This is a genomic window from Vallitalea longa (assembly GCF_027923465.1).
Classification (GTDB): domain Bacteria; phylum Bacillota; class Clostridia; order Lachnospirales; family Vallitaleaceae; genus Vallitalea; species Vallitalea longa.
In genome coordinates, this window is the sequence record NZ_BRLB01000004.1 from 87,995 (window position 1) to 112,714 (window position 24,720).

Genomic DNA, 24,720 nt, shown 5'->3' on the forward strand with positions numbered 1-24,720 from the left:
AAGATATAAAATGATAAAAGCAATTATATTTGACATGGATGGATTGATGTTAGATACAGAAAATATAGCACTAGATAGTTGGAATAAAGCAGGTAAAGATTTTGGGTATGATATTAGTAGAGAATTGATGATACAAGCTATAGGAACAACCGTAAAAGATACAAAAAAACTACTTATTAAAAATATGGGAAAAGAATTTCCGTTTGAAAAAGTCAGAGAAATCACTATGAAACATACCAAAGAATATATAGAAGTCAATGGAGTACCAGTAAAAAAAGGACTTGTCGAATTCTTGAAATATTGTAGAACAGAAAATATTCCAATGGCTGTAGCAACATCGACCAGTAGAATTTATGCAACAGAGTTACTAGAAAAAGCTTCTATTATAGAATATTTCAATACTATTGTCTGTGGTGATGAGGTAGAAAAAGGAAAACCAGAACCTGATATTTTTATATTGGCAAGCAAGTTTTTAGATGTAGAACCTGAAGAATGTATTATTCTAGAAGATTCTGAAAAAGGGATATTGGCAGCGGCAAGAGCTAATATGATACCTATCTGGATTCCAGATATAATTACTGATTCTACAATTGCTAATAATAATGCAAAATATATTTGTAAATCTTTAATAGAAGCTAAGGATTTACTGAAAAAGCTAAATGATGTAATATGATAAAAAATCCACTACTATAAATATATAAATCAGCAGATAGACAAAATAAAAATATCATACATAAAATTGACAGTATAAGGAGGACACACTATGATTAGAGAGGTTAAACTTAGTGATGCTCAATCAATATGTGACATATATAATTACTATATTACAAATACAGTTATAACTTTCGAAGAAGAGATTGTAACTACGCAGCAAATGATTGATAAAATTAAGCAAATATCTGATAAATATTGTTTTATAGTATATGAGCATAAAAACAAAGTTATCGGTTACGCCTATGCGTCAAAATGGAGAGAAAGAAGTGCTTACCGTTTCTGTGTGGAATCTTCTATTTATGTAAATAAAAATTGTGATCATAAAGGTATCGGTACTATTTTATATATAGAGTTAATCAATCGATTAAAAAAACTAAATTATAGAGTAATAATGGGAGTGATATCATTACCAAATGAACCAAGTATCAAACTTCATGAAAAGTTAGGATTTAATAAAGCGGGACATTTTAATAAAGTAGGATTGAAATTAGGTAAATGGATTGATGTGGAGTACTGGCAATTGAAGATTCAATAATAATCATTAAAAAATTTCATTTGGGCTAATATATTGATTTAACCTATATAAGGTGATAAAATGTTAAATAACAGAGAAGAATTAAATTATAATAAGGATTAAAGTTTAGTAATGTCTAAAAAAGGACAAAATATATACTAGAACGATTGTCAGAAAGAGAGAGGGATAATGAAAAGTACGTATTATACAAGAAAATTAAAAGAAGCAAGGAAAGAGCAAGGTTTATGCATTGATTGCAGTAAACCACATAATACGGGCTATTTAAGGTGTCAAGAATGTCTAGACAAGCAAGCCGAGTATGCAAGGAAAAAGAGAAAAAAAATAAATTCTTAATATAAAAGCAATGTATATAATAATATGTACATTGCTTTTTTTATTGTTATAACTAAGATTATGGTTAGTGATTGATGTAAAGGATTATCAAAATTACTTATAACGTTCACTTAATATATTTAGTCAACATATAATAAATTAGGTATTATAAAAAACTTAAGAGAAATATGAAAAATGAAAGAGAGGTGAATAGATGAGTTATAAAATTATTTGGAAAGGAAATAGCAATACCAATAAGTCTACTAGGAGAGGACATGCCCCTCACATGATAGTCAATCACATAACAGAAGGGTCAGCTAAATCTACCATTAGCTGGTTTACAAGTTCAGGTAATACAGTGTCTTCAGCACATTTTCTGGTTACCAAATCAGGAGAAATATACCAATTTGTCAAAATAGAAGATAATGCATGGGCTAATGGAGTTAGTGCTGATAACAGAAAGTTCGCAACAGCTTCAATAGTAAAAGAAAAAGGTGTTAATCCCAATTGGTACTCTGTATCAATAGAACATGAAGGAATATATAGAATGACTAGAGGCAAATTAACAGACAAGCAGTTGAAAGCTACAATCTGGCTACACAGATATATAATAGATTATGTAGAAAAGAAATGGAACATAGAAATACCTATAGATAGAAAGCACATACTAGGGCACTATGAGATTGATCCTAGAAGAAAACCCAATTGTCCAGGAGAAAAATATCCATTTGACCAGGTTATTCAGGTATTAAATAATAAAGAAACTTTTACTGATATTAAGGGGCATTGGGCTGAACAGTATATCAATCAAGTAGCTTTGCAGGGGATTATGTCAGGATATCCTAATGGTGATTTCAAACCTGATGAAAAAGTATCAAGAGCAGAGCTTGCTACAGTAATCGCTAGATTGCTTAATAAGGAGGTGTAATGTAATGAAAAAAGAAATCCTAAGAAGATTAACTAATACAAAAGTCATTATAAGTATAGCTAGTACGATTGTTATGATACTTGTATCAGTAGGAGTAAAAGTTCCAAATGAAAATGTAATGATTGTTGTTGAAGGTATTTGTACAATAGGCATATTACTAGGAATATTTAATGATAAAGGAATGGAAACAGAAAACTGGGACGATAAAAAATAATTGTATATCAAATTGTGTATTCAGTAAATTATAGAAATACGAAAATCTAAAATTATGATATAAATAATATGAGGACTCAACTTTTTAGCATAATGATAAGTTGGGTTTTTATTGTTGCTATTATTATAAATCTAATCATACAAGCTATAAGTATATAATTGTTATTTGGTTCTCCTAGATGATTTAGTTACTGATGCTACAAGAAAAATTGCGACAGCTATAGCACAAGCTAATTCAATTGATTGTATGCCGTAGAAACTACTCATATCATAATCTTGTATTACAATGTTATAAATAGCCTTATATAAAATTGCCCCCGGCACTAAAGGAATAATTCCAGCAATTAAATAAACTGTAACAGGAGTTTTTCTTATCTTAGATAGAATATGAGAAATGATACTCACAACTAGAGCACCAAGAAAAGTGGATAAAACTATGGAATTCATATTTAATGTCAAGAGATAGACTAGCCATCCAATAGCACCATTGATACCACAGAATAAAAGCTGTTTTCTTGAGATGTTGAATATTATACAAAAAAACAATGTGGCAAAAAAAGCACCTACAACTTGAATAATCATAAAAGGCCACCTCCAGATAATAAATAATATAGTTTAAGAACTACACCAACACCAGTAGCGATAGCAGCTGCAACAATTAAAGCTTCAACACCTCTTGAAATACCTGATAACAAATTCCCTTCAATAGTATCTCTAATAGCATTTGTAAATGCAACTCCTGGTACTAATGGCATTATAGAACCAATTATAATAAGATCGAAATTACTACCAAAGTGAATGAATTTAGTAAATAAAATAGCAACAAGAGCTATAATACAACCACCTACTATATCATAAAAGAACTTATATATATTAAGCTTTTTGAAAAGTATGTCCACTAATCCAAGAGTAGAGCCTATAATAGTAGAGATAATGAAATCATTAAATCTACCACTGAAAACTATGGTAAAAAAACCGGCTGCCAATCCAGTAGCTATAATAACTAATAAATTTGAATATGCAGGTTTATCTTTGATTTCAAGAAGTTTTTCGTAAGCTTCTTCAATTGTCAATTGATTAGTGCAATATTTTCTGGATACATCATTAGTAAGAGTTACTTTAGATAAATGAATAGTTCGTTTATCAACTCTTTTTACATATGTAATCATTTCTATTGAGGGATCATCCAAAGTTGCAAAAATACCTGTAGGCGTAACAAATGATTCAATCACTTGAAAGTTAGTGGTTTTTAGAATTCTATTAATTGTATCTTCAACTCTATAGGTCTCTGCACCATTTCTCAGCATAATCTCTCCTGATAATATAGCTGATTTGAAAACTAATTTATAATTCATATTATCACCTTGTAATTTCTTTATTTAAACATATTGTACACTAAACTTAAACAGGTATCAATTTAAAATTGAAAAATAATATTAACAATATTTTGATGAATAATTTATAATATATAGTACATATTTTAATTAGATAAATAAAATTAATTAGCATATTTGTATATAATTTAACTTTTCCATCTTTAATCAGTTTACCCTATAGAATATTGAGATGGAAAAGTTGAATATATAATTAAATATATTAATGATATACTTATTTTATCTAGATGTTTCGAGAAAACCCCTCCTCTAACTAGGAGGGAGATGAATCGGAACGGTTTTTAATCTTTAACTCCTGCTTGAGAGCGAATATATTTCTCAATCATTTCTATTGTTGCTCCTCCAGTTGTTAAAATGCAATAACTTCTACTCCAAAATACTGGTTTCCAGTAATATTTTTTTAAATATTCACTATGTTTTTTCCTAATCAGTCTTGAAGAAACAGTCTTTAGAGTATTAACTAATTTTGCTAATTCCACTTGGGGAGGTGTTTCAAATAGTAAGTTCTTTGTTAATACATTTGTGTCTATATTTAGTTATTACAACCAAATGATATTTTAGATTGTATATTGAATGTATATTGCTTTTGAATTCACTATCATTCATCTAAAAAACTCCTTTACAACTAAATTAAATTACGATATAATTATAACATAAGGAAGAGGGAAAATCTATGAAAATCAATAAAGCTTTCAAATATAGAATATATCCTAATAAGGAACAACTGATTTTGATTCATAAAACCTTCGGTTGTACTAGATTTGTATTCAATCGTTTTCTTAATCAAAGAATTGAATTATACAAGAATGAAGAAAAATCAACTACTTATGTTACTCAAGCTAAAGAATTAACAGCTTTGAAAAAAGATTTAACTTGGCTTAAAGAAGTGGATAGTGTTTCTCTTCAATCTGCACTTAGGAATTTAGATACTGCTTTTAAGAATTTCTTTCAAAAGAGAGCTAAATATCCTAGATTCAAATCTAAAAGAAACAATATCAAATCTTATACAACCAAAAACACTAACAATTCAATAAGAATAGAAGGCAGTATGTTGAAGTTTCCAAAATTAGGATTACTAAAAACTAAATTTCATAGAGAAATACCTAGAAATCATAAAATATTATCTGCTACTATAAGTCAAGTACCTACAGGTGCTTATTTTGTAAGTATTACTACTGAATTTGAAAAAGAAATAATTCAAGTTCCAAGTAACGGCAACATAGTAGGTTTAGATTTTTCAATGAAAGAACTGTTTGTTAGCTCTGAAAACCAAAGAGCCAAGTATCCTAGATTTTTTCGTATGTTAGAAGCTAAACTTATCAAGGCACAAAGGAAATTATCACGTATGGTAAGGTTTTCAAATAATTGGTATAAACAAAAGACTAAAGTGGCAAGAATACACTATAAAATCAAAAATTCAAGATCGGATTTTTTACATAAACTATCTACTCAATTAGTAAATAAATACAATGCTATAGCGATAGAAGACCTAAATATGAAAGGTATGAGCCAAGTATTGAAATTTGGTAAAAGCGTATCTGATAATGGTTGGGGAATGTTCATTGCAATGATTAAATATAAAGCTGAATTAAGAGGAAAACAACTTGTGAAGATAGACAGATTCTATCCATCAAGTAAAACCTGTTCAATTTGTGGTGCAGTAAAAAAAGACTTGAAACTATCAGAAAGAGTATATACTTGTGAGTGTGGCAATTCAATAGATAGAGACCTAAATGCAAGTATAAACATTAAAAATCAAGGTAAATTGTTGTTGCAATATTAAAATATTACAGGGTAGGGCTTACCCGTAGAGCTTGGTAATAATAGTAACCATTAGGTTATTACGTCCCAAGAAGCCCCCTCAAAACCGTTTTATAGGTTTAGTGGGGGAGCATGTCACCATAGGATAAGTTATAATATGTAGATTTTTATGTAGAAAAATTAAATACTTAATTTCTTTAGTATAATAGTTCAGATAAAAATGATTTAGTAGTGTCTTTAAAATATAGAGTAACTGTTAATGAGTTGATAATACTATGAGAATAGTCTGATATACCTAATTGACTTACAATTGTTTGTTATGTAAAATTCAGATGACATAATTTATTTGCAGAGAGGAAAGTGTAAACATTGAAAGAAAATGTTGAAAGAAGTCAATGGGGAAGTAAAGTAGGTTTTATACTAGCGGCAGGAGGTTCTGCTGTAGGCTTAGGAAATATATGGAGATTTCCTTATCTTGCAGGTGAAAATGGTGGGGGAGCATTTGTATTCATTTATTTAATAACTGTAGCCATTATAGGATTTACATTGATGCTTGCAGAATTTACCATTGGTAGATACTCTCAGAGTGATGCAGTGGGAGCATTTAGAAAAATTGATAAAAGATTTGGATTCATAGGTTTTATCAGTGTTATAGCAGCTTTTTTTATTATGGGTTTTTACATGATTGTAGGAGGTTGGTCTATAGCATATATATTCAAAGCTGTTACAGGAGCAATTAGTACAACCAATCCTGATTTCTTGTCAGGAGAGTTCAACAACCTGATTGGTAGTGATATACAACCTATAATATGGGGGGTTATCTATATAATAATAAATATCGCAATAGTATCATCTGGGATTAATAAAGGTATTGAAAAAGCAAGTAAAATATTAATGCCTGCTTTATTTATTATTATGATTATACTTGCTATCAAAAGTTTATCTCTTGAAGGAGCAATGGAAGGTGTGAAATTCTTCATAAAGCCTAACTTCAGTGAAATTACACCAAGAGTAGTACTTAACGCTGCTGGACAGGCATTTTTTTCATTGAGTCTTGGTATGGGATGTATGGTTACTTATGGTAGTTATCTTAACAAAAATGAAAATCTGAAGAAGAATGCAATAATTGTACCATTACTTGATACTTTTGTTGCGATAATGGCAGGTTTCGTTATCTTACCAGCAGTATTCGCATTTGGATTTGAGCCAGGTGAAGGGGCAAGTCTAGCCTTTGTAACTATTCCAGCAGTTTTCACCACTATGGGAGCTGGTATAGGTACTATATTTACAACATTATTTTTTATACTATTGACTATTGCAGCCATTACTTCATCTATATCTTTACTAGAAATTCCAGTAGCATATTTTATAGAGCAAAAGAAATTTTCAAGAAGAAAAGCTGTAATAATCACTAGTTCGATTGTATTTATAATGAGTATTTTTGCATCGTTATCTAATGGCTCTTTAAGTAATTTTACTATTGGAGGCAAAAATATATTTGATATATATGGTTTTATGACATCTAATATATTGCAACCACTAGGCGGCATGCTAATAAGTTTATTCTTAGCTTGGATTCTTGGTAAAAAGAAAGCTATAGATGAGGCAACTAATGGAGGTACCATTAAATTTAGGTTAGCTGATTTTTGGATTTTCTTATTAAAGTATATCATTCCTATACTAATATTTATTATATTCTTATCAGGTTTGGGTATTTTCAATATTTAGCTATTTTATCAATATTATTATAAATATAAAGTTACGTATTTCAATAATTCATTAAAAAAGAAAATAAATCAAATATATCAAATGCTTATTCCAATATAGATTAACTTATGCTATAATAATTTCATTGATTTACAATGTGAAAATTTGGAGGTATGTAGATGTATACATTTGATGAAGTTAAAAATGTTGATCCAGAATTAGCCAGTACACTGGACAAGGAAATAAACAGACAGAGAAATAACATAGAACTTATCGCATCAGAGAATTTCGTGTCAAAAGCAGTATTAGCAGCAATGGGAAGTCAGTTGACTAATAAATATGCTGAAGGTTATCCAGGTAAAAGATATTATGGTGGTTGTGAATGTGTTGACATAGCAGAAGATTTAGCAAGAGATAGAGTAAAAGAACTTTTTGGAGCAGAACATGCTAATGTACAACCTCACTCAGGAGCTAATGCTAATTTAGCAGTTTATTTTGCGGTCCTTAACCCAGGTGATACAATAATGGGAATGAACTTATCTCATGGTGGACATCTAACTCATGGAAGTCCAGTAAACATATCAGGAAAACAATATAATATTGTTCCTTACGGAGTAGATAAAAACGGATATATTGATTATGACGAAGTATTGAAAATAGCTAAAGAAAGCAAACCAAAATTAATTATTGCTGGTGCAAGTGCTTATGCTAGAACAATAGACTTCAAGAAATTCAGAGAGATTGCTGATGAAGTAGATGCATATCTTATGGTTGATATGGCTCATATTGCTGGGTTAGTAGCTACAGGATTACATCCAAGTCCAGTACCTTATGCAGATTTTGTTACATCAACAACCCATAAAACATTGAGAGGACCAAGAGGTGGCTTAATCTTATGTCCTGAAAAATATGCTAAAATGATAGATAAAGCCATATTCCCAGGAATCCAAGGCGGTCCATTAATGCATGTAATCGCAGCCAAAGCTGTAAGTTTCAAAGAAGCCCTATCAGAAGACTTTAAGGTATATCAACAACAAATATTAGATAATGCCAAAGCTCTTGCAGAAGGCTTGACAAAAAGAGGATTCAACCTGGTATCAGGAGGTACAGATAACCACTTACTACTTGTAGATCTTCAAAATATGGATTTAACTGGTAAACTCGCAGAAAAACAACTTGATGAAGTATCAGTGACATGTAATAAAAACACTGTACCATTTGATCCTAAGAGCCCATTCGTAACTAGCGGAATCAGACTCGGAACTCCTGCTGTTACAACAAGAGGTATGAAAGAACAAGATATGGATACAATTGCAGAGATAATATACTTAACTCTTTCTGATTTTGAAAACAATAAAGAAAAAGCTAAGGATCTAGTTAAAGAACTAGTAGCAAAATATCCACTTTATTAATATTATAATAAAAAAGTGCTTAGTAATAATTGATTTAATATTACTAAGCACTTTTTCTGTATAGAACATTAAGTAGTAGAGTTTAATAATCCTAAATTATTATAACGCGTACAAATTATATTATCGTATAAAAAAGGAATAAATACTAAAAATAGTATGATAATAATATAGAAATCTATAGTTATTATTATAAGATTTTCAATAGGAATATATTTTATTAATAGAGGTGAAAAGAAATGATTGAAAATAAAGGATTAGATTACTATCTTCAATGGTCTTCACGGGGGGACCAAGTTGATGAAAAATGTTTAACATTAATAGAAATATCGGGGAATCAAATATCTTATGAAGAAATAGACGAAATTAAAAAATATCCCAATAAGATAGAAATACAAATACGTGGTTTGACACAAGAGACTTTTGAATATTTTGTAAACAAATATGGGCAGCAGTTCAAAATAATTTATTTTTGGAAATGCTCACTAGTTACTGATTTCAGTTGTTTAGAACAATTGACTGATGTTGAATATATAATGTTTTATTGGAATCAACGTGTAACTCATTTGTGGGATTTATCAAAAAATACTTGTTTGAAAGGATTAGCATTTGATGATTTCACTAGAATGCATACATTAGAAGAAATTCATCTTGCTCCTATGTTAGAAGAATTGAATTTTGGTAATATTCTTTGGAGTACTTATATTCTCTTATCATTAAAACCACTCACAAAATGTAAGAAACTTAGAAGTTTAACTTTTTCCGCTAAAAAAATAGAAGATAATGATATTACTCCATTAGTCAATATTGAAAATCTAGAAGAATTGGAATTTCCAACTAATTTATTTCCAACTGAGCAAGTAGCATTGCTAACTGCTAAACTTAAGAATGTTTCATCAACAGTGTTTGCCCCATATATAGAATTAGATAGTCCAATTGAGCATAATGATAAAAATTTAGATGTTTTAGTAATTGGTAAACGCAAACCTTATTTGGATTCAAAGAAAGATAAAAAACGTTTAGAAAAATATGAAGAAAATTTCTGGAAACTTGTTTCTGAGTATGAAGAAAAAGAAAATTTATAGAAGAAAATTTAGTTGATTGTTTATTATATTGTTATGATATAGTATAATTATTTAAAAGAGTCTATTTAAAAGGTATTGTGTAAGAAATACCAGAAGTAAGGACTTTGCTTGGGTAGGGGCAAGAAAGTCGAAATAAGGAAACGTTAGTTGAATTTATTTAGCTAATGGCAGAGTATTCATTAGAAATGGGGATTTCATAGTATGTGTTTTAGAATGAAAAATTTATTTATAGTATTATCATTTTTAATCGTTTGCTTGTTGACATCTTGTTCAAATGTTAAAGAATTTATCGACGATGAAGGAGAAAAGATTGGACATACGGTATATGAAACTGCAAGAAGTTCACGCCTTACGAAATTGATGAATGAAGAAAGTGAAAAGATAGAACAAATGTCAAACGAAATTATTAGATGTTTTACAGAACCAGATAAAGAAGCATTGAAAGCATTATTTTGTGAACAGATAAGTAGTCAGACTAATTTTGAGAATGAGATTGATGAAGCTTTTGAGTTTTTAAAATGTGATGTTTATACTAAATCTGAACTTGATACAAGTGCAAGTGGTGAAAGAAGTTGGGATTCTGGCAAATGTACAAAATGGTCTCTTTACCCAGATATTCCGTACATTGCTGTCTTGTGTGATTCAGATGGAGATTCAGATATGGAAAGACGTTATTATAGTATTAACTATGATTGGGGAATTGTAAATGATGAAGATAAATCTCTTGAAGGTATACAATATATGAAAATCGAACTTCTTAATGTTGATAGTATGGAAATAGGTGACTATGAATTAGATTAAATTTGTTTTGGATTTCGTTTAATGATTATCAAATAGATAAGAATGGGAAACAAAATTAATATAGTATAGACATGGCAAATGAAATATAGGGAGGAATAGTTATGAATAAAAATATAGATATAGAACAAGAAATGTATAAAAGGGCAGTTGAATTTATTAAACAGCGATATCCAGTAGGATGGGGAGGTGCTGCAGTAATTCATACTCATAAAGATAAATATTTAATAAGCGTGGCGTTAGAAGTATGTAATGCTAGTGTAGAAGTTTGTATAGAAACAGGAGCAATGTGTGAGGCAGAAAAATATAACGAAAAAGTTACTCATTGCCTTTGTGTTGTAAGGGATGATGAAAGATCTCCATTTAAGATACTATCGCCTTGTGGCGTATGTCAAGAAAGGTTACGTTATTGGGGAGAAGATGTAAAAGTTGCTGTTACAACGAAATATGATAAATTAAAATTTGTATGCTTAAAAGAATTACAACCATACCATTGGACGGGAGCTTATCCAAAAGAAGAATTAGAACATTACAGTGAGAGGGATTAACTTGGGTTTCTCTAATATAGTTAGAATAAAAGGTTAAAGTAAAGTGATTAGTTTACGAGGTGAAAAATGAATAAAAGGTTTAAATATGCAAGTATGTTAGTTATTGTAGTCATTATAGGTTTTTGTGCAATGTATATAAATGGTGATATAGGAATTAACAAATCAAATATTGAAAAGGATGCAAGAATTAGCCAAAAGGTACCTGATGATTGGCAGGTAGCAAAAGATACAACAGATACGATGTCGGCAATGATTTTTTATAGTGAAAGTCTAAGTAATCACATATTCTCTTTATATGTCAATCGCACAGGTTTTTCATTTGGATATTTTTTTAGAGGTGGTGGTTCCTTAGTAGGGGTTATGGAAGGAATACAAGAAATTTATATCAAAGGCTACAATGAGCGTGCTTTTATCTCTATGAACAAGCAACAAGTAAGCAAAATAGAAATTGATAATGGTAATTCAATTGAAACAATTAAAATTGAAAATAAGAAACCATTTGTAATAATTTTACCAGTTAATATAGGTTCTGTCACGATATATGATATCAATAATAATGTTGTTGAGAGCCAACCACAACAGTTATAAGTGTTATTCTTAATATAATATACTAGGAGGTATGACTTTGGTTTCAATATCTACATGTTTTGATTATACTATGTCACTGGATGATCAATTTAAGTTAGCAAATGAAGTTGGGTTCAAACATATATCATTAAGTTCCAATTATGAACATAATGGTCTTTTGAATAGTTTAGAACATATTATTACTTTGAAAAACAAATATAATATGAGGATTGATACTATCCATGGTTGTCAAATAGCTGATAATAATTGCATTGATACATTGTACATAATAGCACATGCTGCTAGAAAATTAGAATCTGATACAATAGTTATTCATCCATGTCCATTTTTCGTAAGAGAGACAGAAGTTGAAGATAAGTTAAACATATTACTTTCTAAAGCATCAGAACTAGAGAATATCGCAAAAAGATTTAATATTAAATTTGCTTTGGAAAATCTACATCCTGATGGTGCCACTATTGTTTTAAAAAGAGCACTTGATGTTATGGATAAAAATTATTTTGGAATGTGTTATGATTCAACTCATGCACAGATAGATGGACCAAGAAAATTTGAACTTTTAGAAGAGTATCGTAATAGAATTATTGCAGTACATATCTCGGATAGAATTAAGGAATTTGTTGATCATGTTGTTCCAGGAGAAGGATTTATTGATTTTTCAACTGTCATGAAACATCTTAGAGAGATTGATTACAATAAACCTATCTTGATGGAAGTTTTATCAGATTATACTAGTTTTAAAAATACTAAAGTTTTAGTGAAGGAAGCATATAATAAAGCTATTGAACTTAGAAGAATGTTATTGAATAGTTAACTGTAAAAAAGCAAGTGGTTTCTATAATTATCTTTTGTTTTTTTCTGTTACTATATATTAATAGATATAACAAAAGTTTATTATAAAAGGAGGCAGTATCAAAATGGGAACTATATATATTTTCAGAGGAAAGGCGGCAACTGGTAAGACAACATTAGCCAATATGCTTGGGGAAAAATTGTCAATTCCTATATTTTGTAAAGATGATATTTTGGATGTATTAAAAAGTAGTAGAAATATTGATGAAAGTTCTATTAGAAATGCGATTTGTTATGATATCCTATTGAAAATAATACAGAGAAGTATTAATCTAAATGCTGATATAATAATAGATACTGCCCTTGGTAACAGAAAAAGTGCAAAGTATTTTTTTGATAGGTTGGATTTTAAAGATAACAAAACTATAAAATTTTATTTAGACTGTGATATAGATGTATGGAAAAGAAGACATGAAGAAAGACTCAAAAATCCTCTACCACATCAGTCTTTTAAATCAATTGAGCATGTAATGGAGTATTATGAAAAGATGGATGTAAATCCTTTTGAGGATGAACATATAATCAATACAAGTAAATCTGTTGAAGAAAGTTTTAATGAGATCAATAAAATCATAAATACTTATAAATAAAATAGATTTTTAGTATGTTTAGTTTGACTTATTTGGATATGCTGATTAATAAAAATGGAAAGATTGAAATTAAAAAAGATAGTGGAATATTAGTAGCTAAGAAATAAAGTTCAAGAAAAAAGAATAGTAATTTTGAATAAAAAAGAATAATGAGATGGGGACATTCTTTTAGGATTATGATTAATGATAAGGGTTATGGAGTGCAAGGATAGGAGAAAATATGAAAAAAAGAATAATACTTATATTTATAGGTGTAACAATAATTATCATGTGTTTATTTATAATAAACAATAGCAGTATGTTGAAGTTAAAATATGGATTAGATAGTGTAGTAATATTGCCTGATGATATTTATAAAAGATATGAAAAGTACCCAGATGTTAATTTTGATAAACAGTTCATCATAGAAGTGAAGGATAAAAAGATTGAAGAATTACATATCAGCTTATCAGATATAGTTTATCTTCCTGAACTGAAGCAAATTTCGTTTGGTATTTTATTTAGAAATAATGATTATGAAAAAATGAATATACCTAGTCCTGTTTTTAATGTATATCTAAAAGATAAAAATGGCAATAAGTATAAATCGGGAGGTTTTGTTAAGAATTCAGGTACATTTGAAACTTTCCAAACAAGATTTATATGTGATGTAGATATTTCTGCTGTAGAAGAATTAACAATGTATATATGTCCTTTAGAATTAAAAGAATCAAAGATAATAGAGAAAAAGGAGATTATGAAGTTGATTTATACAAAAGATATGGAGCCGTTGACGGAAATAAAAGATAAATAAGAATAGTAATTATTGATTAATTATTTGAGGAGATTTAGTGTTATGGACAAACAAGAAATGAAGGTTAGAGAATTAAAAATTAATGATTTCACTAATAATTTGTTAGATTATTTTAAGAGATATCAAAAAGTAACGAAAGTATGGCGTATTGAAGATAATAAAAAAGTTATAAGAGATATAAGTTTTATTGAAAACTGGGACTATAATAAAAAGCAAAATATTATTTTAGAGTTAAAAGAAACTTTACTTAACGAAGGAATAGTTTTTGGGGCATTTGAAAATGATAAATTAATTGGTTTTGCATCATTAAGTGGAACGTTGATTGGAGAAAATAACGAATACATACAATTATTGCAATTGCAAGTTTCGTTTGATTTTAGAGGCAGAGGAATAGGTAAAGTATTATTTCATAATTGTATAAAAAAGGCTAGAATATTATGCGCAAGTAAGATATATATTTCAGGGCATTCTTCTGTAGAAACACAAGCATTTTATGCAAAGATGGGGTGCATTGATGCAAAATGGTTATATAAGCATCAAGTTGAACTAGAACCATATGATTGTCAATTAGAATATATTATAAATCATTAAAGTATGATAGAAAAGCCTGAGTATGTTAAAGGTGAATTTTATAAGATACCAATATACATATTGCATTTATTATTCGAAGAATGTGCTTACAAGAAAAGATAAATTGTATAAGGAAAGGAATTTATTGTGAAACATTTAAAAAGTAAGAAATACAATGATAAATTCATTAAAGAGAATATGATGGGACCTAATTCAATGATGGTACTGGAAAATTTATTGGAAGATGTACCGTTAACAAGCAATATGAGAGTATTGGATTTGGGGTGCGGTAAAGGACTTACATCAATATTTTTGGCAAAAGAATATGGAGTACAAGTATTTGCGGTAGATTTATGGATTTCAGCTAGTGAAAATTATAAACGTTTTGAAAAAATTGGTTTACAGGATCAAATCATACCAATACATGCAGATGCAAAGAGTTTACCTTTCGCAGAGGATTATTTTGATGCAGTTATAAGTATTGATGCATACCATTACTTTGGATGTGATGAAACATATTTTGATTCATATCTATCAAAGTATTTAAAGAAAGACGCCTTGATTGCTATCGCTGTTCCTGGAATGAAATACGAGATTCATAATTGCATTCCAGATGAAATGAAACCTTTTTGGGAAGAAGAAGCACTAAAATTATGGAATTCTTGTTTTTGGTGGGAAAAATTATTATTAAAATCAAATGATTTTAAGATAAAGAAAATAAGAGAAATGGATTGTTTTGAGGAATCGTGGCAGGAGTGGTTGATGACTGATAATGAATATGCTATTCAAGATAAACTTATGATTGAAACAGATAATGGAAGATATATGAATTTAATTTCTATTTTGGGTAATAAAACAAAATAATAAAAAGTTAAATAATAAATAGGGGAAGGTAGTAGATTAAGTATGAGTGAGGATAGAAAAAATAATGAGAAACGAAAGCAAATTAACATATGGGATACCGTTGCACCTATATTTAGTAAGGCAGGCCATAATTATTGGAATGAATTCGGAGAACGATTAGTTGAACTTTCAAACATAAAAGATGGCGGATTGTTACTAGATATCGGTATGGGTAGAGGTGCTTCTTTGTTTCCTGCTATTCAAAAAATAGGGAATAATGGAAAAATAGTTGGTATCGATTCATCAGAGAGAATGGTTCATGAAACCAATAGAGAGTTATTAGAAAATAATATAATAAATACAGAAGTATACATTATGGATGTAAAGAATATGACGTTTGCTAAAGAAACCTTTGACTATATTATTTCTGGCTTTTTCATTTCAACCCTTTTTTACTGCGAACAAAAATTAAATTATATTTCAAGAGTACTAAAAAACGGTGGAAGTTTTAGTTTCACTACTTGGGGTGAACAGAATGATCAAAAGTGGTTAACGCATATAACGGATAAATATATAAGTAAAAAATCCACTTTAACTGGGGATAGATACAATACTGTTAATAGTATAATCAGTGTGCTACAGGAAAGTAAATTTAAGAATATTAGAGTCCATGAAGAACAACCATATGTTATATATACAAATGAAGAACAATGGTGGAATGAGATGAATTCAAATGCATTTAGATGTATAATAGATGAAATAAAAGAATTAGGGAAAAATCAAATAGAAAGTTTTAAAGCAGATGTTAATGAAGGATTAAAAGAATTCACAAAAGAAGATGGTATTTATTTAAAAATGCCGGTTATATATGCTTTTTGTGAAAAATAAGTGCTATCAAAGGTGACTAAACGGATATAATTTCTGAAAATGTAAGGAACATAAAAAACGTTGTGACATTATAAGATATAATAGTTATATAATAATAAGTTAATTTTAAGGTAATGAATCAATATAGAAATAAAAAGATGGTGATAGATATAAAATATATATTGTTGGTTCTGTAGCAAGCGGTAAAACAATTTTTTCAAAAAAATTATCAAATGTCTTAGGTATTCCTTGTACTCATCTTGATGGAATAGTACATATAAAAGATAAGACTAATAAAGAGTGGGGCAATATTAGAAGATATGATGATGAAATAAAAGAAATGTTTTCTCAACTTATTAATAAGCAACAATGGATAATTGAAGATGCTGGTAGGAAATCATTTAGAGAAGGTATGGAAAAGGCTGAAGTCATCATCAATCTACAACCTAGTATACTAATTAGAAAGAAAAGAATTATCACAAGATATATTAAGCAAAAAATAGGTCTAGAAGATTGTTTGTATAGACCAAGTTTGCGTATGCTAAAATTTATGTTTAGAGCCTTATACGATTATGAAACAGGAAGAAATGATTTAGACTTAAGGTTAAATCAATATAGAGATAAAACAATAACTCTTAGAAATAGTAGAGATACAGAAGAATACATTCTTAATGTGACTAAATAGTTGGTAGTTATTGTACCAATGAATATATAGTATTGTAATTAATAGAGAGGAGAATAAAAATGAAAAAAAGAGAAATCTTTACATTATCACTATTAACATTTTTTATGGGCATGGTGTTTGGTTTTATAATTTCACCTGCCAAGCAAGGGTTTGGTAATAATGCTAGTAGTACGATAAATAATTATTATGATAGAAAAGATGTAACATCTGACGAATCTTAATAAGACAATTTAAACTTTTAGAGAGAATAACATTGTGTGTCTTGTTGATATCTAGAATATCGTATGTTATGGTTGGCTAGTTATGTAAATAGCTATCAATGTATAAAATATTAAAAGGAGTGAAGGTGTAGTTATGAGAGGTAATAATATTAAGTACATCCACACTAATATAATTGCGGATGATTGGGAAAAACTTGCAGAGTTTTATTGTAAAGTATTTAATTGCGAGCCAGTTCTACCAGAAAGAGATTTATCTGGTGAATGGATTGATAAATTAACCGAAATAGATAGTGTGAGAGTAAGAGGTATACATTTACGTCTTCCTGGTAGTGAAACGGGTCCAACTCTTGAGATTTTTGAGTATGAGCCAGAAGACAAGAATAAAAGAAGACAATCAATTAATTGCAAGGGTTTTGCTCATATTGCATTTCATGTCGATTCAGTTGAGGAAGTGCTTGAAAATCTAATCAAGCATGGAGGATCTCAGATTGGAGAGATTGTTAAGAAAGAATATGAGGGAATGGGGTTATTAACTGTAGTGTATGCAAAAGATCCAGAAGGAAATTTTGTAGAAGTTCAGAATTGGTTAAGAGGATAGTATTTAGTGCATGATTATACACTAGGGAGGAGATTAAGATGAGTATGTTAGATTGATAATGAATAAAATACTATCAAATTAAGTAGATAGAGTTATAAAGAGCACTTAATGGAGGTGTGTTAGTATGAAAAAGAGTTGTAAATGTTTCATATTGGTAGTTATATTATGTAGTATGACGATATTGATTTCACTTACAACATATGCAAATTCCGCTGAACCACCATCGTTGGTAATACTTATCAATAATCCTCCAGCTGATCTTTCAATTGTGTTGGTTTCAAGTGAAAATAGATCAGAAGCAAAAGTTAAGAGAGTTGCATGGGAAGGTTATTATGTTTTTTATTCATCCGACATGCGGGTTAATGGTAATTATAAATTCATAGTTACATCTAATGGTGAGAGTTTTGAATGTACATTCAATGAACCTATAAAGAGATATAATAAAGTGTTAACACTAGATATGTCTACTCAAGAGTTTACACCTGGTGAATATCCATTTCGTTCTGTAATTTTAGTGGCGATACGGTTGTTGATTACCCTTTTACTTGAAGGTATTATTTTTTGGCTTTTTGGTTTTAGAAGAAAAAGAAGTTGGATTGTATTTATAGTCATCAATTTAATAACTCAGGGTGCATTAAATATTTGGTTGAATAACGTATGTTCCCTAATGTCAAGTTATTTGATATTTACTTTGATTTTTGGAGAGTTTTTTGTATTTTTGACAGAAATGATTATGTTCCCAATATTAATCAATGAGCATAAAAAAAGGGCTATTATATATTCTCTAGTAGCAAACATAGTAAGTTTAATTGCTGGAGGATACCTTATCACAGTATTGCCTATTTAATTAGTCTGGGAAGTAGTAAACAATTGAAATGATATACCTATAATAATATAGCATTACCACAATGCTTATATATAAGAAATTATTAATTAATTTAATACAAGGGGGAATTTTTTATGGAGTATAGAATAATATCATTACCATCATTTAAAGTAGCATCATCTGGCGTAGACAAGGAATCTGACTTTTCAATAAATGGTATTTTAGGAAAGTTTGATAAGTATTTTTCTTCAGTTAAGCTTTCTAAAAGAGATAGTTTTATGCCTAGAGATTTCTTGTTTTTTGATGAAGAAAAACAAGGTATGGTATGGTGGTGGGCATTGAGTGAGGATATGGATGATGGTGGAAATGAAGTCGTTGATTTTGAAGGGGGTTACTATTTAACATATGTTTTTAAAGATGGAGATGAAGAAACGGATAGCAAGTTATATAACCAAGCATTGAGTTATATTGAGAATTCAGATGTTTTTGAACTAGATATTCGTAAGAATCATTATGCTATGGGACATATTATTACACCATCAGAGATTATAAAAGCACAAGGATGGGCACAGATGGAAACATTTATACCCATTAAGTTAAAATCAAACTAATATACATAGGTTAATTAAGTAAGAGTAATAGTTGTAATATATATGATAATAACATATATTAATTAAAGGGAGTTGTAACCATGAATATTAGTTTTGAAAGGGCTAAAGTATATGATGCTTGTGAAATAATTCGTATAAGAAATAAATGTTTCTACTCAGATTTCATTAAGTATGGCTATTGTCCAGGATATAATATAGCAAAAGAAAATATGATGAAAAGTATATCTAAAAAGATAATGTATAATATATTGTGTGATAATAAAATAGTTGGAAACATTAGTATAACTGATAATAATGATAATACCTATCACCTTAATTGCCTTTGTGTCATTCCCGATTATGAGAATAGAGGAATAGGACAAGAATCGCTTAGAGTTATTGAAAATGAATTTCCAGATGCAACTGTGTGGACTTTAGAAACCCCTGCGGATAAGAAGAGAAATCATTACTTTTATAAAAAAATGGGGTATAATATTGTAAAAGAATATATGGATGGTTCTGTTAAGATCATGTTATTTGAAAAGAAAACAAAATTACTATAGTAAGTATATGCTGCGTTATATGATATTGACTAGTCATCTACAGGATATTTATTTTAAGAAGAAAATTATGAAAGGTGTAAGTTATGGAAAATGTATTATATTTAGTTAGAGGGCTAGTTATTTCAATTTTAATACTAATAGTTATAATTATTTGTATTATCTTTATAGCAAGAAGGATTAATGCAAATAGAATTAAAATCACCACTGAAAATGGAATGCAACAAAATCTATATGTTGAAATAGGTAAGATTAAGCAATATTTACAGATACGAGGAAAGGATAAGAATAATCCAATAATTTTGTTCTTACATGGTGGACCGGGCAATCCCAATGCTTATATAGCACCTTATTATCAGAAGACCCTTGAAAAGAGTTTCACATTTGTTAATTGGGACCAACGTGGTAGTGGAAGGACTTTTTTCGAAAATCCTCACATGAATTATAAAACGGATATCTCTCCTGAGATTATGATAAATGATATTGATGAAATAATATCATATTTATCCAATAGATTTGGACAAAAGAAGATTATACTCATGGGTCACTCATGGGGAACTGTTTTGGGTACACAATATTGCTTGAAATATCCTGATAAGATTTCTGCTTATATTGGTATTGGACAAAGTATCAATGCAATGAAGGGAGAAGAGTTAGCTTTTAAAACAGCAATAGATATGGCACAATCAGATAGTAAAATAGAATATATAAATAACTTACAAGATACTTGGAATAAAATATCCCGACAAAAAAATGTTAATAAAGAATTTATGATGGATTTTATAAAAATGCGTAAGCTCATAGCCCAATATCTTACATGTAGTGATGAAATGTCACCTATTAAAACAATGTGGTTATATTTTACTTCATCCGAAATGTCACTAAGGGATTTGAAATTCCTTCTAAAAAATAGTAATTTAGACAATCGCTTCAAATATGGTGTTATGTTAGATGAATATGTTTTCTTTCACTTTGATATAAATGAGTATCCAAAGAACTATCAAGTTCCAGTATATTTCATTTCGGGAGATAGTGATTGTATACCACCACATATAATGATAGAGGAATATTTCAACTCAATAACAGCACCTGACAAAAAGATGTTTTTAATAAAAAAAGCAGGACATTTACCCTTTTTAGATAATCCAAAAGATTTTTGTGAAGTTGTAGAAGAAATATTAAAAGGTCGATTAAATATAAATTGAAAAAATGTAGAGGTTAGAGGTAATAAGATGGAAAGTATTAGTTTATTAATAAATGCTATTATTCAGGTCATTATACTTTCGATAATTCCATTTTTATGGTGGATTATTAGCGATAGAAAAAATTCTTCTTTTCTGCAATGGATAGGATTAAGAAAAATAATTATTAAAGATAAGAAAAAATATGTGCTAACAATATTTATAATGCTGTTAATCTCGTTAATAACAATATTTGGAATATTACCGTTGTTTGTTGATACATCATATAATGCAACATCACAATTTGAAGGTAAAGGTGTTTCTGCCTTAATTCCAGCATTAATATTTTCCTTTATCCAAACAGGTTTATCTGAGGAAATTTTCTTTAGGGGATTTTTAGCTAAAAGATTTATAAACAAATTTGGATTCAGAATTGGAAATGTCATTCAAGGCTTATTGTTTGGATTAATGCATGGGATATTTTTTTACTCGATTGCAGGAGTATTCGGAAGTATAATTATTATTTTATTAACTGGTTTATCAGGATGGGTTAGTGGATGGTTTAATGAAGAGCAATCTGGTGGTTCAATTATATCAAGTTGGATGATACATGGTTTAGGTAATATTATTTCATCTATAGCAGTAATGTTTAATCTTATATAGTAATTGTTAAGGTGAAATTTGTAGAGAAAAGTTGGAAAGTAGATGAAATAATGGAATTATGGGACCTATATGATGAAAATAGAGCTAAGCTAAATAAAACTCATGTTATAGGTATACCAATATCTGAGGGTGAATATCATATTGTGGTCGATATTTGGACGATTAACAGCAAGGGTGAGATATTAATTACACAAAGGCATCAAGAGAAAACATTTGGGTTATTATGGGAATGTACAGGTGGTTCTGTTATTTGTGGTGAGAGTAGTAAGGTTGGTGCTTTACGGGAATTGTCAGAAGAAGTGGGGATAAATGCCAGCAATGAACAGCTTTTATTAATTCATACAATTCGACTAAAAGATAGATTCGTAGATACATATATCACTAGGCAAGATGTAGTATTAGATGATTTAGAGTTACAAGCTGAAGAAGTTGTAGATGCAAAATTTATATCTTTTGAAGAATTAAATATAATGTGGAAAAATGGTTTGATAGTACCAAGACACAGATATGAATTATATCAAGATGACATTATCAATTATATAAAGAAAAATATAGACAGTAAACTTTAGTATTACAGAGTCTAGTGACGAAGATAGAAATAAGAAAGAGGTGAAATTATGAAAAGATGTTTTGGATCTAAAGAGGGGCAAGAACTATATGCAAAATATCATGATGAAGAATGGGGTGTCCCTGTTCATGATGACCTTATACTGTTTGAATTTCTGATATTGGAAGGGGCCCAGGCAGGTTTAAACTGGTTTACTATCCTACAAAGAAGAGAAGGTTATAGAGAAGCTTTTAAAAACTTTGACCCTGTTAGGGTTGCAGATATGTCTGATGAAGAATTGGAATTACTTCGCCATAATGAAAAAATCATTCGTAATAAATTGAAGATTTATTCTGCAAGAACTAATGCAAGAGTGTTTCTTGATATTCAGAAAGAATTTGGAAGTTTTGATGCATTTTTATGGACTTTTGTTGGAAATAAGCCGATTGTTAATCAATATAAAAGTCTTGAAGAAGTTCCAGTGAATACTGAAATAAGTGACAGGCTATCAAAGGAATTAAAACGAAGAGGCATGAAATTTGTGGGGTCTACTATTATGTATGCCTATATGCAAGCAATAGGAATGGTGGATGATCATTTGATAGATTGCTGGAAGAGGAAACTTTAAAATGGAGAGGATTTACTAAATGAACTTTACTAAATTGAAACAAAAAAATTTGTATGGTAACTTGGAGTATAATAGATTTTTATCAAATGGATTTCTAATAATATTTATTTTTTTTGTATTATGGACTGTAAGTTTCGTTTTAGGTAGATTTATATCTAAGTATATATTACAATTTGTAGATATTGAAAAAAAATATATATCTTTAAGAAGGATTATAACATGTGGTTTTCAAATTATTGTATTTTTTACATGGGTAAAGTTTGTTGAAAGAAGAAAAATTAGGACTTTAGGATTTAGATATAAAAAATCATATAAATTTTTAATAGGTTTTTTAATAGGTATATTTGCAATTTCAGTAATAACTATTATATTGCTATTTACAGGATCAATACAAATAGAAATAAGAAAAGGTATTAATTTAAACATGAATACATTCATAGGAATAGTATTAATAGTGTCAGGATGGATTGTTCAAAGTGTTTCAGAGGAGATAGGTATTAGAGGGTGGTTGATACCTCTATTAGGAGCAAAGTATAATATTACATTAGCTATATTTACTACTTCAATTGTATTTGGAATGATACATTTATTTACTCCTAATGTTACTGTATTATCTTTTATGAATATATTTTTATCAGGTGTTTTCTTTGCTTTATATGCAATAAGTGAAGATTGTCTTTGGGGTGTTTGGGGTTGTCATTTCGGTTGGAATTTAGCGTTAGGTAATATATATGAATTTAACGTTAGTGGAGTTTCAAGTACAAGTAGTACAATATTTCAAATAAAGACTATTGGAAACAATGTATTAACAGGAGGTTCATTTGGACCAGAAGGTGGATTGTTAGCGACAGTAATTTTAATAGTTGGAATTATAATAGTTGGATATAAAATTTATAGAAATAGTATGATGGATACACAAAGATTGTCATAATATTATTTGATTCCATAATAATAAGATGAAATTTTCCTAAGAATGATATAAATCACAATATAAAATATTCCGAGTAATGAAATTATGAAAGGAGTAACCAATGAATCCATGGTTAACTGTACCACATGATGATTATGAAAGACATATGAAAGATACATCAGTGTATCAATTACAAGAATTGAATAAAATATTTAAAAAGAATGTAGAGAGATATAAGCCTAAGTCGATATTAGTTTTAGGATGTACAGGTGGTAACTGTTTCGAGCATATTGATGATAGAATAACTAAAAAAGTTATTGGTGTAGATATTAATAAGAGTTACTTAGATATATGTAGAAGTAGATTTAAAACAAAAAACTATGATTTAGAATTAATATGCTGTGATATGAATGAAGAAGATTTGAAAATAGATACAATTGATTTTATTTCTTGTGCACTTTTCTTAGAATATGTTGATTGTTATAGAGTTTTGAGTCAAATTAAGAAGATGATGAGGAACATAAGTAGATTAAATATCGTCATACAAAGAAGTAATGATAGACGATTCGTGAGTAATACTGGAGTGAGCTCACTTAATGTATTATCCAGTATATCAAAAGAGGTTATAGAAAAAGAATTAGAAGATATTTTTGACATGCTGGATATGGATATAGAGTGTAAAGAAAATATTAGTTTGCCTAATGGTAAAGAATTTATTACATATATTTGCATACTAAAATCAATATAAAAATTATATTAATCTGAAGGTTTTGTTCAGTTAGTAAGGGATATGGTACGTTAGGT

General features: G+C 29.0%; 32 protein-coding genes and 1 pseudogene. 30 read left to right on the top strand and 3 right to left on the bottom strand.

Translation table 11 applies throughout. The annotated features are described in order from the left end of the window. Positions 1 to 10 precede the first annotated feature (10 nt). The 5 genes from QMG30_RS09730 to QMG30_RS09750 all read left to right on the top strand — a co-directional run bounded on the left by QMG30_RS09730 (position 11) and on the right by QMG30_RS09750 (position 2,703). Complete coding sequence (locus QMG30_RS09730) at positions 11 to 673, top strand: HAD family hydrolase (protein ID WP_281814944.1); 663 nt, start codon at positions 11 to 13, stop codon at positions 671 to 673. 90 nt (positions 674 to 763) lie between these two features. Beyond that, a complete protein-coding gene (locus QMG30_RS09735; protein WP_281814945.1) occupies positions 764 to 1,249 on the top strand; it encodes a GNAT family N-acetyltransferase in 486 nt (161 codons plus the stop codon). Positions 1,250 to 1,417: 168 nt separating this feature from the next. Next, positions 1,418 to 1,582 (top strand): hypothetical protein, encoded by a 165-nt coding sequence (locus QMG30_RS09740; RefSeq protein WP_281814946.1) that lies wholly within the window; start codon positions 1,418 to 1,420, stop codon positions 1,580 to 1,582. A 193-nt stretch (positions 1,583 to 1,775) separates the two neighbouring features. Then, the gene (locus tag QMG30_RS09745) at positions 1,776 to 2,489 is read left to right on the top strand and encodes an N-acetylmuramoyl-L-alanine amidase (RefSeq protein ID WP_281814947.1); all 714 of its coding nucleotides are present in this window, start codon (positions 1,776 to 1,778) and stop codon (positions 2,487 to 2,489) included. Between the two features lie 4 nt (positions 2,490 to 2,493). Continuing rightward, positions 2,494 to 2,703 carry a hypothetical protein gene (locus QMG30_RS09750; protein ID WP_281814949.1) on the top strand — a complete coding sequence of 70 codons (210 nt, stop codon included), beginning with the start codon at positions 2,494 to 2,496 and terminating at the stop codon, positions 2,701 to 2,703. A 161-nt stretch (positions 2,704 to 2,864) separates the two neighbouring features. On the opposite strand, the gene QMG30_RS09755 is transcribed toward QMG30_RS09750, so the two are convergent. The 3 genes and pseudogenes from QMG30_RS09755 to tnpA form a co-directional block, all read right to left on the bottom strand. Next, the gene (locus QMG30_RS09755; RefSeq protein ID WP_281814950.1) at positions 2,865 to 3,284 is read right to left on the bottom strand and encodes a threonine/serine exporter family protein; all 420 of its coding nucleotides are present in this window, start codon (positions 3,282 to 3,284) and stop codon (positions 2,865 to 2,867) included. Continuing rightward, complete coding sequence (locus QMG30_RS09760; RefSeq protein ID WP_281814951.1) at positions 3,281 to 4,057, bottom strand: threonine/serine exporter family protein; 777 nt, start codon at positions 4,055 to 4,057, stop codon at positions 3,281 to 3,283. The genes QMG30_RS09755 and QMG30_RS09760 overlap by 4 nt, the downstream gene beginning before the upstream one ends. Before the next feature lie 320 nt (positions 4,058 to 4,377). Beyond that, a pseudogene (tnpA, locus tag QMG30_RS25045) lies at positions 4,378 to 4,702 on the bottom strand (IS200/IS605 family transposase). Positions 4,703 to 4,769: 67 nt separating this feature from the next. Here tnpA and tnpB point away from each other — a divergent pair. From tnpB to QMG30_RS09890, 25 genes are all read left to right on the top strand, one after another. After that, positions 4,770 to 5,879 carry an IS200/IS605 family element RNA-guided endonuclease TnpB gene (gene tnpB / locus QMG30_RS09770; protein WP_281814954.1) on the top strand — a complete coding sequence of 370 codons (1,110 nt, stop codon included), beginning with the start codon at positions 4,770 to 4,772 and terminating at the stop codon, positions 5,877 to 5,879. A 347-nt stretch (positions 5,880 to 6,226) separates the two neighbouring features. Then, on the top strand, positions 6,227 to 7,585 hold the full coding sequence (locus tag QMG30_RS09775) for a sodium-dependent transporter (protein ID WP_281814955.1): 1,359 nt from the start codon (positions 6,227 to 6,229) through the stop codon (positions 7,583 to 7,585). 158 nt (positions 7,586 to 7,743) lie between these two features. After that, positions 7,744 to 8,976, top strand: a complete 1,233-nt coding sequence (gene glyA, locus QMG30_RS09780) for a serine hydroxymethyltransferase (RefSeq protein ID WP_281814957.1) — start codon at positions 7,744 to 7,746, stop codon at positions 8,974 to 8,976. A 236-nt stretch (positions 8,977 to 9,212) separates the two neighbouring features. Further along, entirely contained in the window at positions 9,213 to 10,058 is an 846-nt protein-coding gene (locus QMG30_RS09785) for a hypothetical protein (protein ID WP_281814958.1), read from the top strand. 213 nt (positions 10,059 to 10,271) lie between these two features. Continuing rightward, the gene (locus QMG30_RS09790; protein ID WP_281814959.1) at positions 10,272 to 10,859 is read left to right on the top strand and encodes a DUF5104 domain-containing protein; all 588 of its coding nucleotides are present in this window, start codon (positions 10,272 to 10,274) and stop codon (positions 10,857 to 10,859) included. A gap of 101 nt (positions 10,860 to 10,960) precedes the next feature. Continuing rightward, positions 10,961 to 11,404 carry a cytidine deaminase gene (locus tag QMG30_RS09795; protein WP_281814960.1) on the top strand — a complete coding sequence of 148 codons (444 nt, stop codon included), beginning with the start codon at positions 10,961 to 10,963 and terminating at the stop codon, positions 11,402 to 11,404. Between the two features lie 66 nt (positions 11,405 to 11,470). Continuing rightward, the gene (locus tag QMG30_RS09800) at positions 11,471 to 11,992 is read left to right on the top strand and encodes a hypothetical protein (RefSeq protein ID WP_281814961.1); all 522 of its coding nucleotides are present in this window, start codon (positions 11,471 to 11,473) and stop codon (positions 11,990 to 11,992) included. 37 nt (positions 11,993 to 12,029) lie between these two features. Further along, complete coding sequence (locus QMG30_RS09805; protein ID WP_281814963.1) at positions 12,030 to 12,806, top strand: sugar phosphate isomerase/epimerase family protein; 777 nt, start codon at positions 12,030 to 12,032, stop codon at positions 12,804 to 12,806. A 103-nt stretch (positions 12,807 to 12,909) separates the two neighbouring features. Then, complete coding sequence (locus QMG30_RS09810) at positions 12,910 to 13,434, top strand: P-loop nucleotide/nucleoside kinase family protein (protein ID WP_281814965.1); 525 nt, start codon at positions 12,910 to 12,912, stop codon at positions 13,432 to 13,434. 220 nt (positions 13,435 to 13,654) lie between these two features. After that, positions 13,655 to 14,227, top strand: coding sequence for a hypothetical protein (locus QMG30_RS09815; protein ID WP_281814966.1), 573 nt, complete (start codon positions 13,655 to 13,657; stop codon positions 14,225 to 14,227). Between the two features lie 42 nt (positions 14,228 to 14,269). Further along, positions 14,270 to 14,818 (top strand): GNAT family N-acetyltransferase, encoded by a 549-nt coding sequence (locus QMG30_RS09820; protein ID WP_281814967.1) that lies wholly within the window; start codon positions 14,270 to 14,272, stop codon positions 14,816 to 14,818. 126 nt (positions 14,819 to 14,944) lie between these two features. Beyond that, positions 14,945 to 15,661 (top strand): SAM-dependent methyltransferase, encoded by a 717-nt coding sequence (locus QMG30_RS09825; RefSeq protein ID WP_281814969.1) that lies wholly within the window; start codon positions 14,945 to 14,947, stop codon positions 15,659 to 15,661. 42 nt (positions 15,662 to 15,703) lie between these two features. Continuing rightward, positions 15,704 to 16,528 carry a class I SAM-dependent methyltransferase gene (locus tag QMG30_RS09830; RefSeq protein ID WP_281814970.1) on the top strand — a complete coding sequence of 275 codons (825 nt, stop codon included), beginning with the start codon at positions 15,704 to 15,706 and terminating at the stop codon, positions 16,526 to 16,528. A 319-nt stretch (positions 16,529 to 16,847) separates the two neighbouring features. Beyond that, a complete protein-coding gene (locus QMG30_RS09835) occupies positions 16,848 to 17,192 on the top strand; it encodes a hypothetical protein (protein ID WP_281814971.1) in 345 nt (114 codons plus the stop codon). A gap of 59 nt (positions 17,193 to 17,251) precedes the next feature. After that, on the top strand, positions 17,252 to 17,413 hold the full coding sequence (locus QMG30_RS09840) for a hypothetical protein (RefSeq protein ID WP_281814972.1): 162 nt from the start codon (positions 17,252 to 17,254) through the stop codon (positions 17,411 to 17,413). 133 nt (positions 17,414 to 17,546) lie between these two features. Then, positions 17,547 to 18,011 carry a VOC family protein gene (locus QMG30_RS09845; RefSeq protein ID WP_281814973.1) on the top strand — a complete coding sequence of 155 codons (465 nt, stop codon included), beginning with the start codon at positions 17,547 to 17,549 and terminating at the stop codon, positions 18,009 to 18,011. A gap of 124 nt (positions 18,012 to 18,135) precedes the next feature. Beyond that, positions 18,136 to 18,858: a hypothetical protein gene (locus QMG30_RS09850; protein WP_281814975.1), complete on the top strand. Its 723-nt coding sequence runs from the start codon at positions 18,136 to 18,138 to the stop codon at positions 18,856 to 18,858. Positions 18,859 to 18,971: 113 nt separating this feature from the next. Then, entirely contained in the window at positions 18,972 to 19,448 is a 477-nt protein-coding gene (locus tag QMG30_RS09855; RefSeq protein ID WP_281814977.1) for a hypothetical protein, read from the top strand. An 80-nt stretch (positions 19,449 to 19,528) separates the two neighbouring features. Beyond that, entirely contained in the window at positions 19,529 to 19,990 is a 462-nt protein-coding gene (locus QMG30_RS09860; RefSeq protein ID WP_281814978.1) for a GNAT family N-acetyltransferase, read from the top strand. Positions 19,991 to 20,073: 83 nt separating this feature from the next. Then, on the top strand, positions 20,074 to 21,192 hold the full coding sequence (locus QMG30_RS09865) for an alpha/beta hydrolase (protein WP_281814980.1): 1,119 nt from the start codon (positions 20,074 to 20,076) through the stop codon (positions 21,190 to 21,192). 27 nt (positions 21,193 to 21,219) lie between these two features. Continuing rightward, on the top strand, positions 21,220 to 21,831 hold the full coding sequence (locus QMG30_RS09870) for a CPBP family intramembrane glutamic endopeptidase (protein ID WP_281814983.1): 612 nt from the start codon (positions 21,220 to 21,222) through the stop codon (positions 21,829 to 21,831). An 11-nt stretch (positions 21,832 to 21,842) separates the two neighbouring features. After that, positions 21,843 to 22,400, top strand: a complete 558-nt coding sequence (locus QMG30_RS09875) for an NUDIX hydrolase (protein WP_281814984.1) — start codon at positions 21,843 to 21,845, stop codon at positions 22,398 to 22,400. 48 nt (positions 22,401 to 22,448) lie between these two features. Then, positions 22,449 to 23,006 (top strand): DNA-3-methyladenine glycosylase I, encoded by a 558-nt coding sequence (locus QMG30_RS09880; RefSeq protein ID WP_281814985.1) that lies wholly within the window; start codon positions 22,449 to 22,451, stop codon positions 23,004 to 23,006. A 19-nt stretch (positions 23,007 to 23,025) separates the two neighbouring features. Continuing rightward, positions 23,026 to 23,937 (top strand): CPBP family intramembrane glutamic endopeptidase, encoded by a 912-nt coding sequence (locus QMG30_RS09885; protein ID WP_281814987.1) that lies wholly within the window; start codon positions 23,026 to 23,028, stop codon positions 23,935 to 23,937. A gap of 100 nt (positions 23,938 to 24,037) precedes the next feature. Next, positions 24,038 to 24,664: a class I SAM-dependent methyltransferase gene (locus QMG30_RS09890; RefSeq protein ID WP_281814989.1), complete on the top strand. Its 627-nt coding sequence runs from the start codon at positions 24,038 to 24,040 to the stop codon at positions 24,662 to 24,664. Positions 24,665 to 24,720 lie beyond the last annotated feature (56 nt).

What these genes read in the sequence shown, in the direction of transcription:
- QMG30_RS09730 (WP_281814944.1), top strand. Translation starts at nt 11, where the DNA reads ATGATAAAAGCAATTATATTTGACATGGATGGATTGATGTTAGATACA.
- QMG30_RS09735 (WP_281814945.1), top strand. Translation starts at nt 764, where the DNA reads ATGATTAGAGAGGTTAAACTTAGTGATGCTCAATCAATATGTGACATA.
- QMG30_RS09740 (WP_281814946.1), top strand. Translation starts at nt 1,418, where the DNA reads ATGAAAAGTACGTATTATACAAGAAAATTAAAAGAAGCAAGGAAAGAG.
- QMG30_RS09745 (WP_281814947.1), top strand. Translation starts at nt 1,776, where the DNA reads ATGAGTTATAAAATTATTTGGAAAGGAAATAGCAATACCAATAAGTCT.
- QMG30_RS09750 (WP_281814949.1), top strand. Translation starts at nt 2,494, where the DNA reads ATGAAAAAAGAAATCCTAAGAAGATTAACTAATACAAAAGTCATTATA.
- QMG30_RS09755 (WP_281814950.1), bottom strand. Translation starts at nt 3,284, where the DNA reads ATGATTATTCAAGTTGTAGGTGCTTTTTTTGCCACATTGTTTTTTTGT.
- QMG30_RS09760 (WP_281814951.1), bottom strand. Translation starts at nt 4,057, where the DNA reads ATGAATTATAAATTAGTTTTCAAATCAGCTATATTATCAGGAGAGATT.
- tnpB (WP_281814954.1), top strand. Translation starts at nt 4,770, where the DNA reads ATGAAAATCAATAAAGCTTTCAAATATAGAATATATCCTAATAAGGAA.
- glyA (WP_281814957.1), top strand. Translation starts at nt 7,744, where the DNA reads ATGTATACATTTGATGAAGTTAAAAATGTTGATCCAGAATTAGCCAGT.
- QMG30_RS09785 (WP_281814958.1), top strand. Translation starts at nt 9,213, where the DNA reads ATGATTGAAAATAAAGGATTAGATTACTATCTTCAATGGTCTTCACGG.
- QMG30_RS09790 (WP_281814959.1), top strand. Translation starts at nt 10,272, where the DNA reads ATGAAAAATTTATTTATAGTATTATCATTTTTAATCGTTTGCTTGTTG.
- QMG30_RS09795 (WP_281814960.1), top strand. Translation starts at nt 10,961, where the DNA reads ATGAATAAAAATATAGATATAGAACAAGAAATGTATAAAAGGGCAGTT.
- QMG30_RS09800 (WP_281814961.1), top strand. Translation starts at nt 11,471, where the DNA reads ATGAATAAAAGGTTTAAATATGCAAGTATGTTAGTTATTGTAGTCATT.
- QMG30_RS09810 (WP_281814965.1), top strand. Translation starts at nt 12,910, where the DNA reads ATGGGAACTATATATATTTTCAGAGGAAAGGCGGCAACTGGTAAGACA.
- QMG30_RS09815 (WP_281814966.1), top strand. Translation starts at nt 13,655, where the DNA reads ATGAAAAAAAGAATAATACTTATATTTATAGGTGTAACAATAATTATC.
- QMG30_RS09820 (WP_281814967.1), top strand. Translation starts at nt 14,270, where the DNA reads ATGGACAAACAAGAAATGAAGGTTAGAGAATTAAAAATTAATGATTTC.
- QMG30_RS09830 (WP_281814970.1), top strand. Translation starts at nt 15,704, where the DNA reads ATGAGTGAGGATAGAAAAAATAATGAGAAACGAAAGCAAATTAACATA.
- QMG30_RS09835 (WP_281814971.1), top strand. Translation starts at nt 16,848, where the DNA reads ATGTTTTCTCAACTTATTAATAAGCAACAATGGATAATTGAAGATGCT.
- QMG30_RS09840 (WP_281814972.1), top strand. Translation starts at nt 17,252, where the DNA reads ATGAAAAAAAGAGAAATCTTTACATTATCACTATTAACATTTTTTATG.
- QMG30_RS09845 (WP_281814973.1), top strand. Translation starts at nt 17,547, where the DNA reads ATGAGAGGTAATAATATTAAGTACATCCACACTAATATAATTGCGGAT.
- QMG30_RS09850 (WP_281814975.1), top strand. Translation starts at nt 18,136, where the DNA reads ATGAAAAAGAGTTGTAAATGTTTCATATTGGTAGTTATATTATGTAGT.
- QMG30_RS09855 (WP_281814977.1), top strand. Translation starts at nt 18,972, where the DNA reads ATGGAGTATAGAATAATATCATTACCATCATTTAAAGTAGCATCATCT.
- QMG30_RS09860 (WP_281814978.1), top strand. Translation starts at nt 19,529, where the DNA reads ATGAATATTAGTTTTGAAAGGGCTAAAGTATATGATGCTTGTGAAATA.
- QMG30_RS09865 (WP_281814980.1), top strand. Translation starts at nt 20,074, where the DNA reads ATGGAAAATGTATTATATTTAGTTAGAGGGCTAGTTATTTCAATTTTA.
- QMG30_RS09870 (WP_281814983.1), top strand. Translation starts at nt 21,220, where the DNA reads ATGGAAAGTATTAGTTTATTAATAAATGCTATTATTCAGGTCATTATA.
- QMG30_RS09880 (WP_281814985.1), top strand. Translation starts at nt 22,449, where the DNA reads ATGAAAAGATGTTTTGGATCTAAAGAGGGGCAAGAACTATATGCAAAA.
- QMG30_RS09885 (WP_281814987.1), top strand. Translation starts at nt 23,026, where the DNA reads ATGAACTTTACTAAATTGAAACAAAAAAATTTGTATGGTAACTTGGAG.
- QMG30_RS09890 (WP_281814989.1), top strand. Translation starts at nt 24,038, where the DNA reads ATGAATCCATGGTTAACTGTACCACATGATGATTATGAAAGACATATG.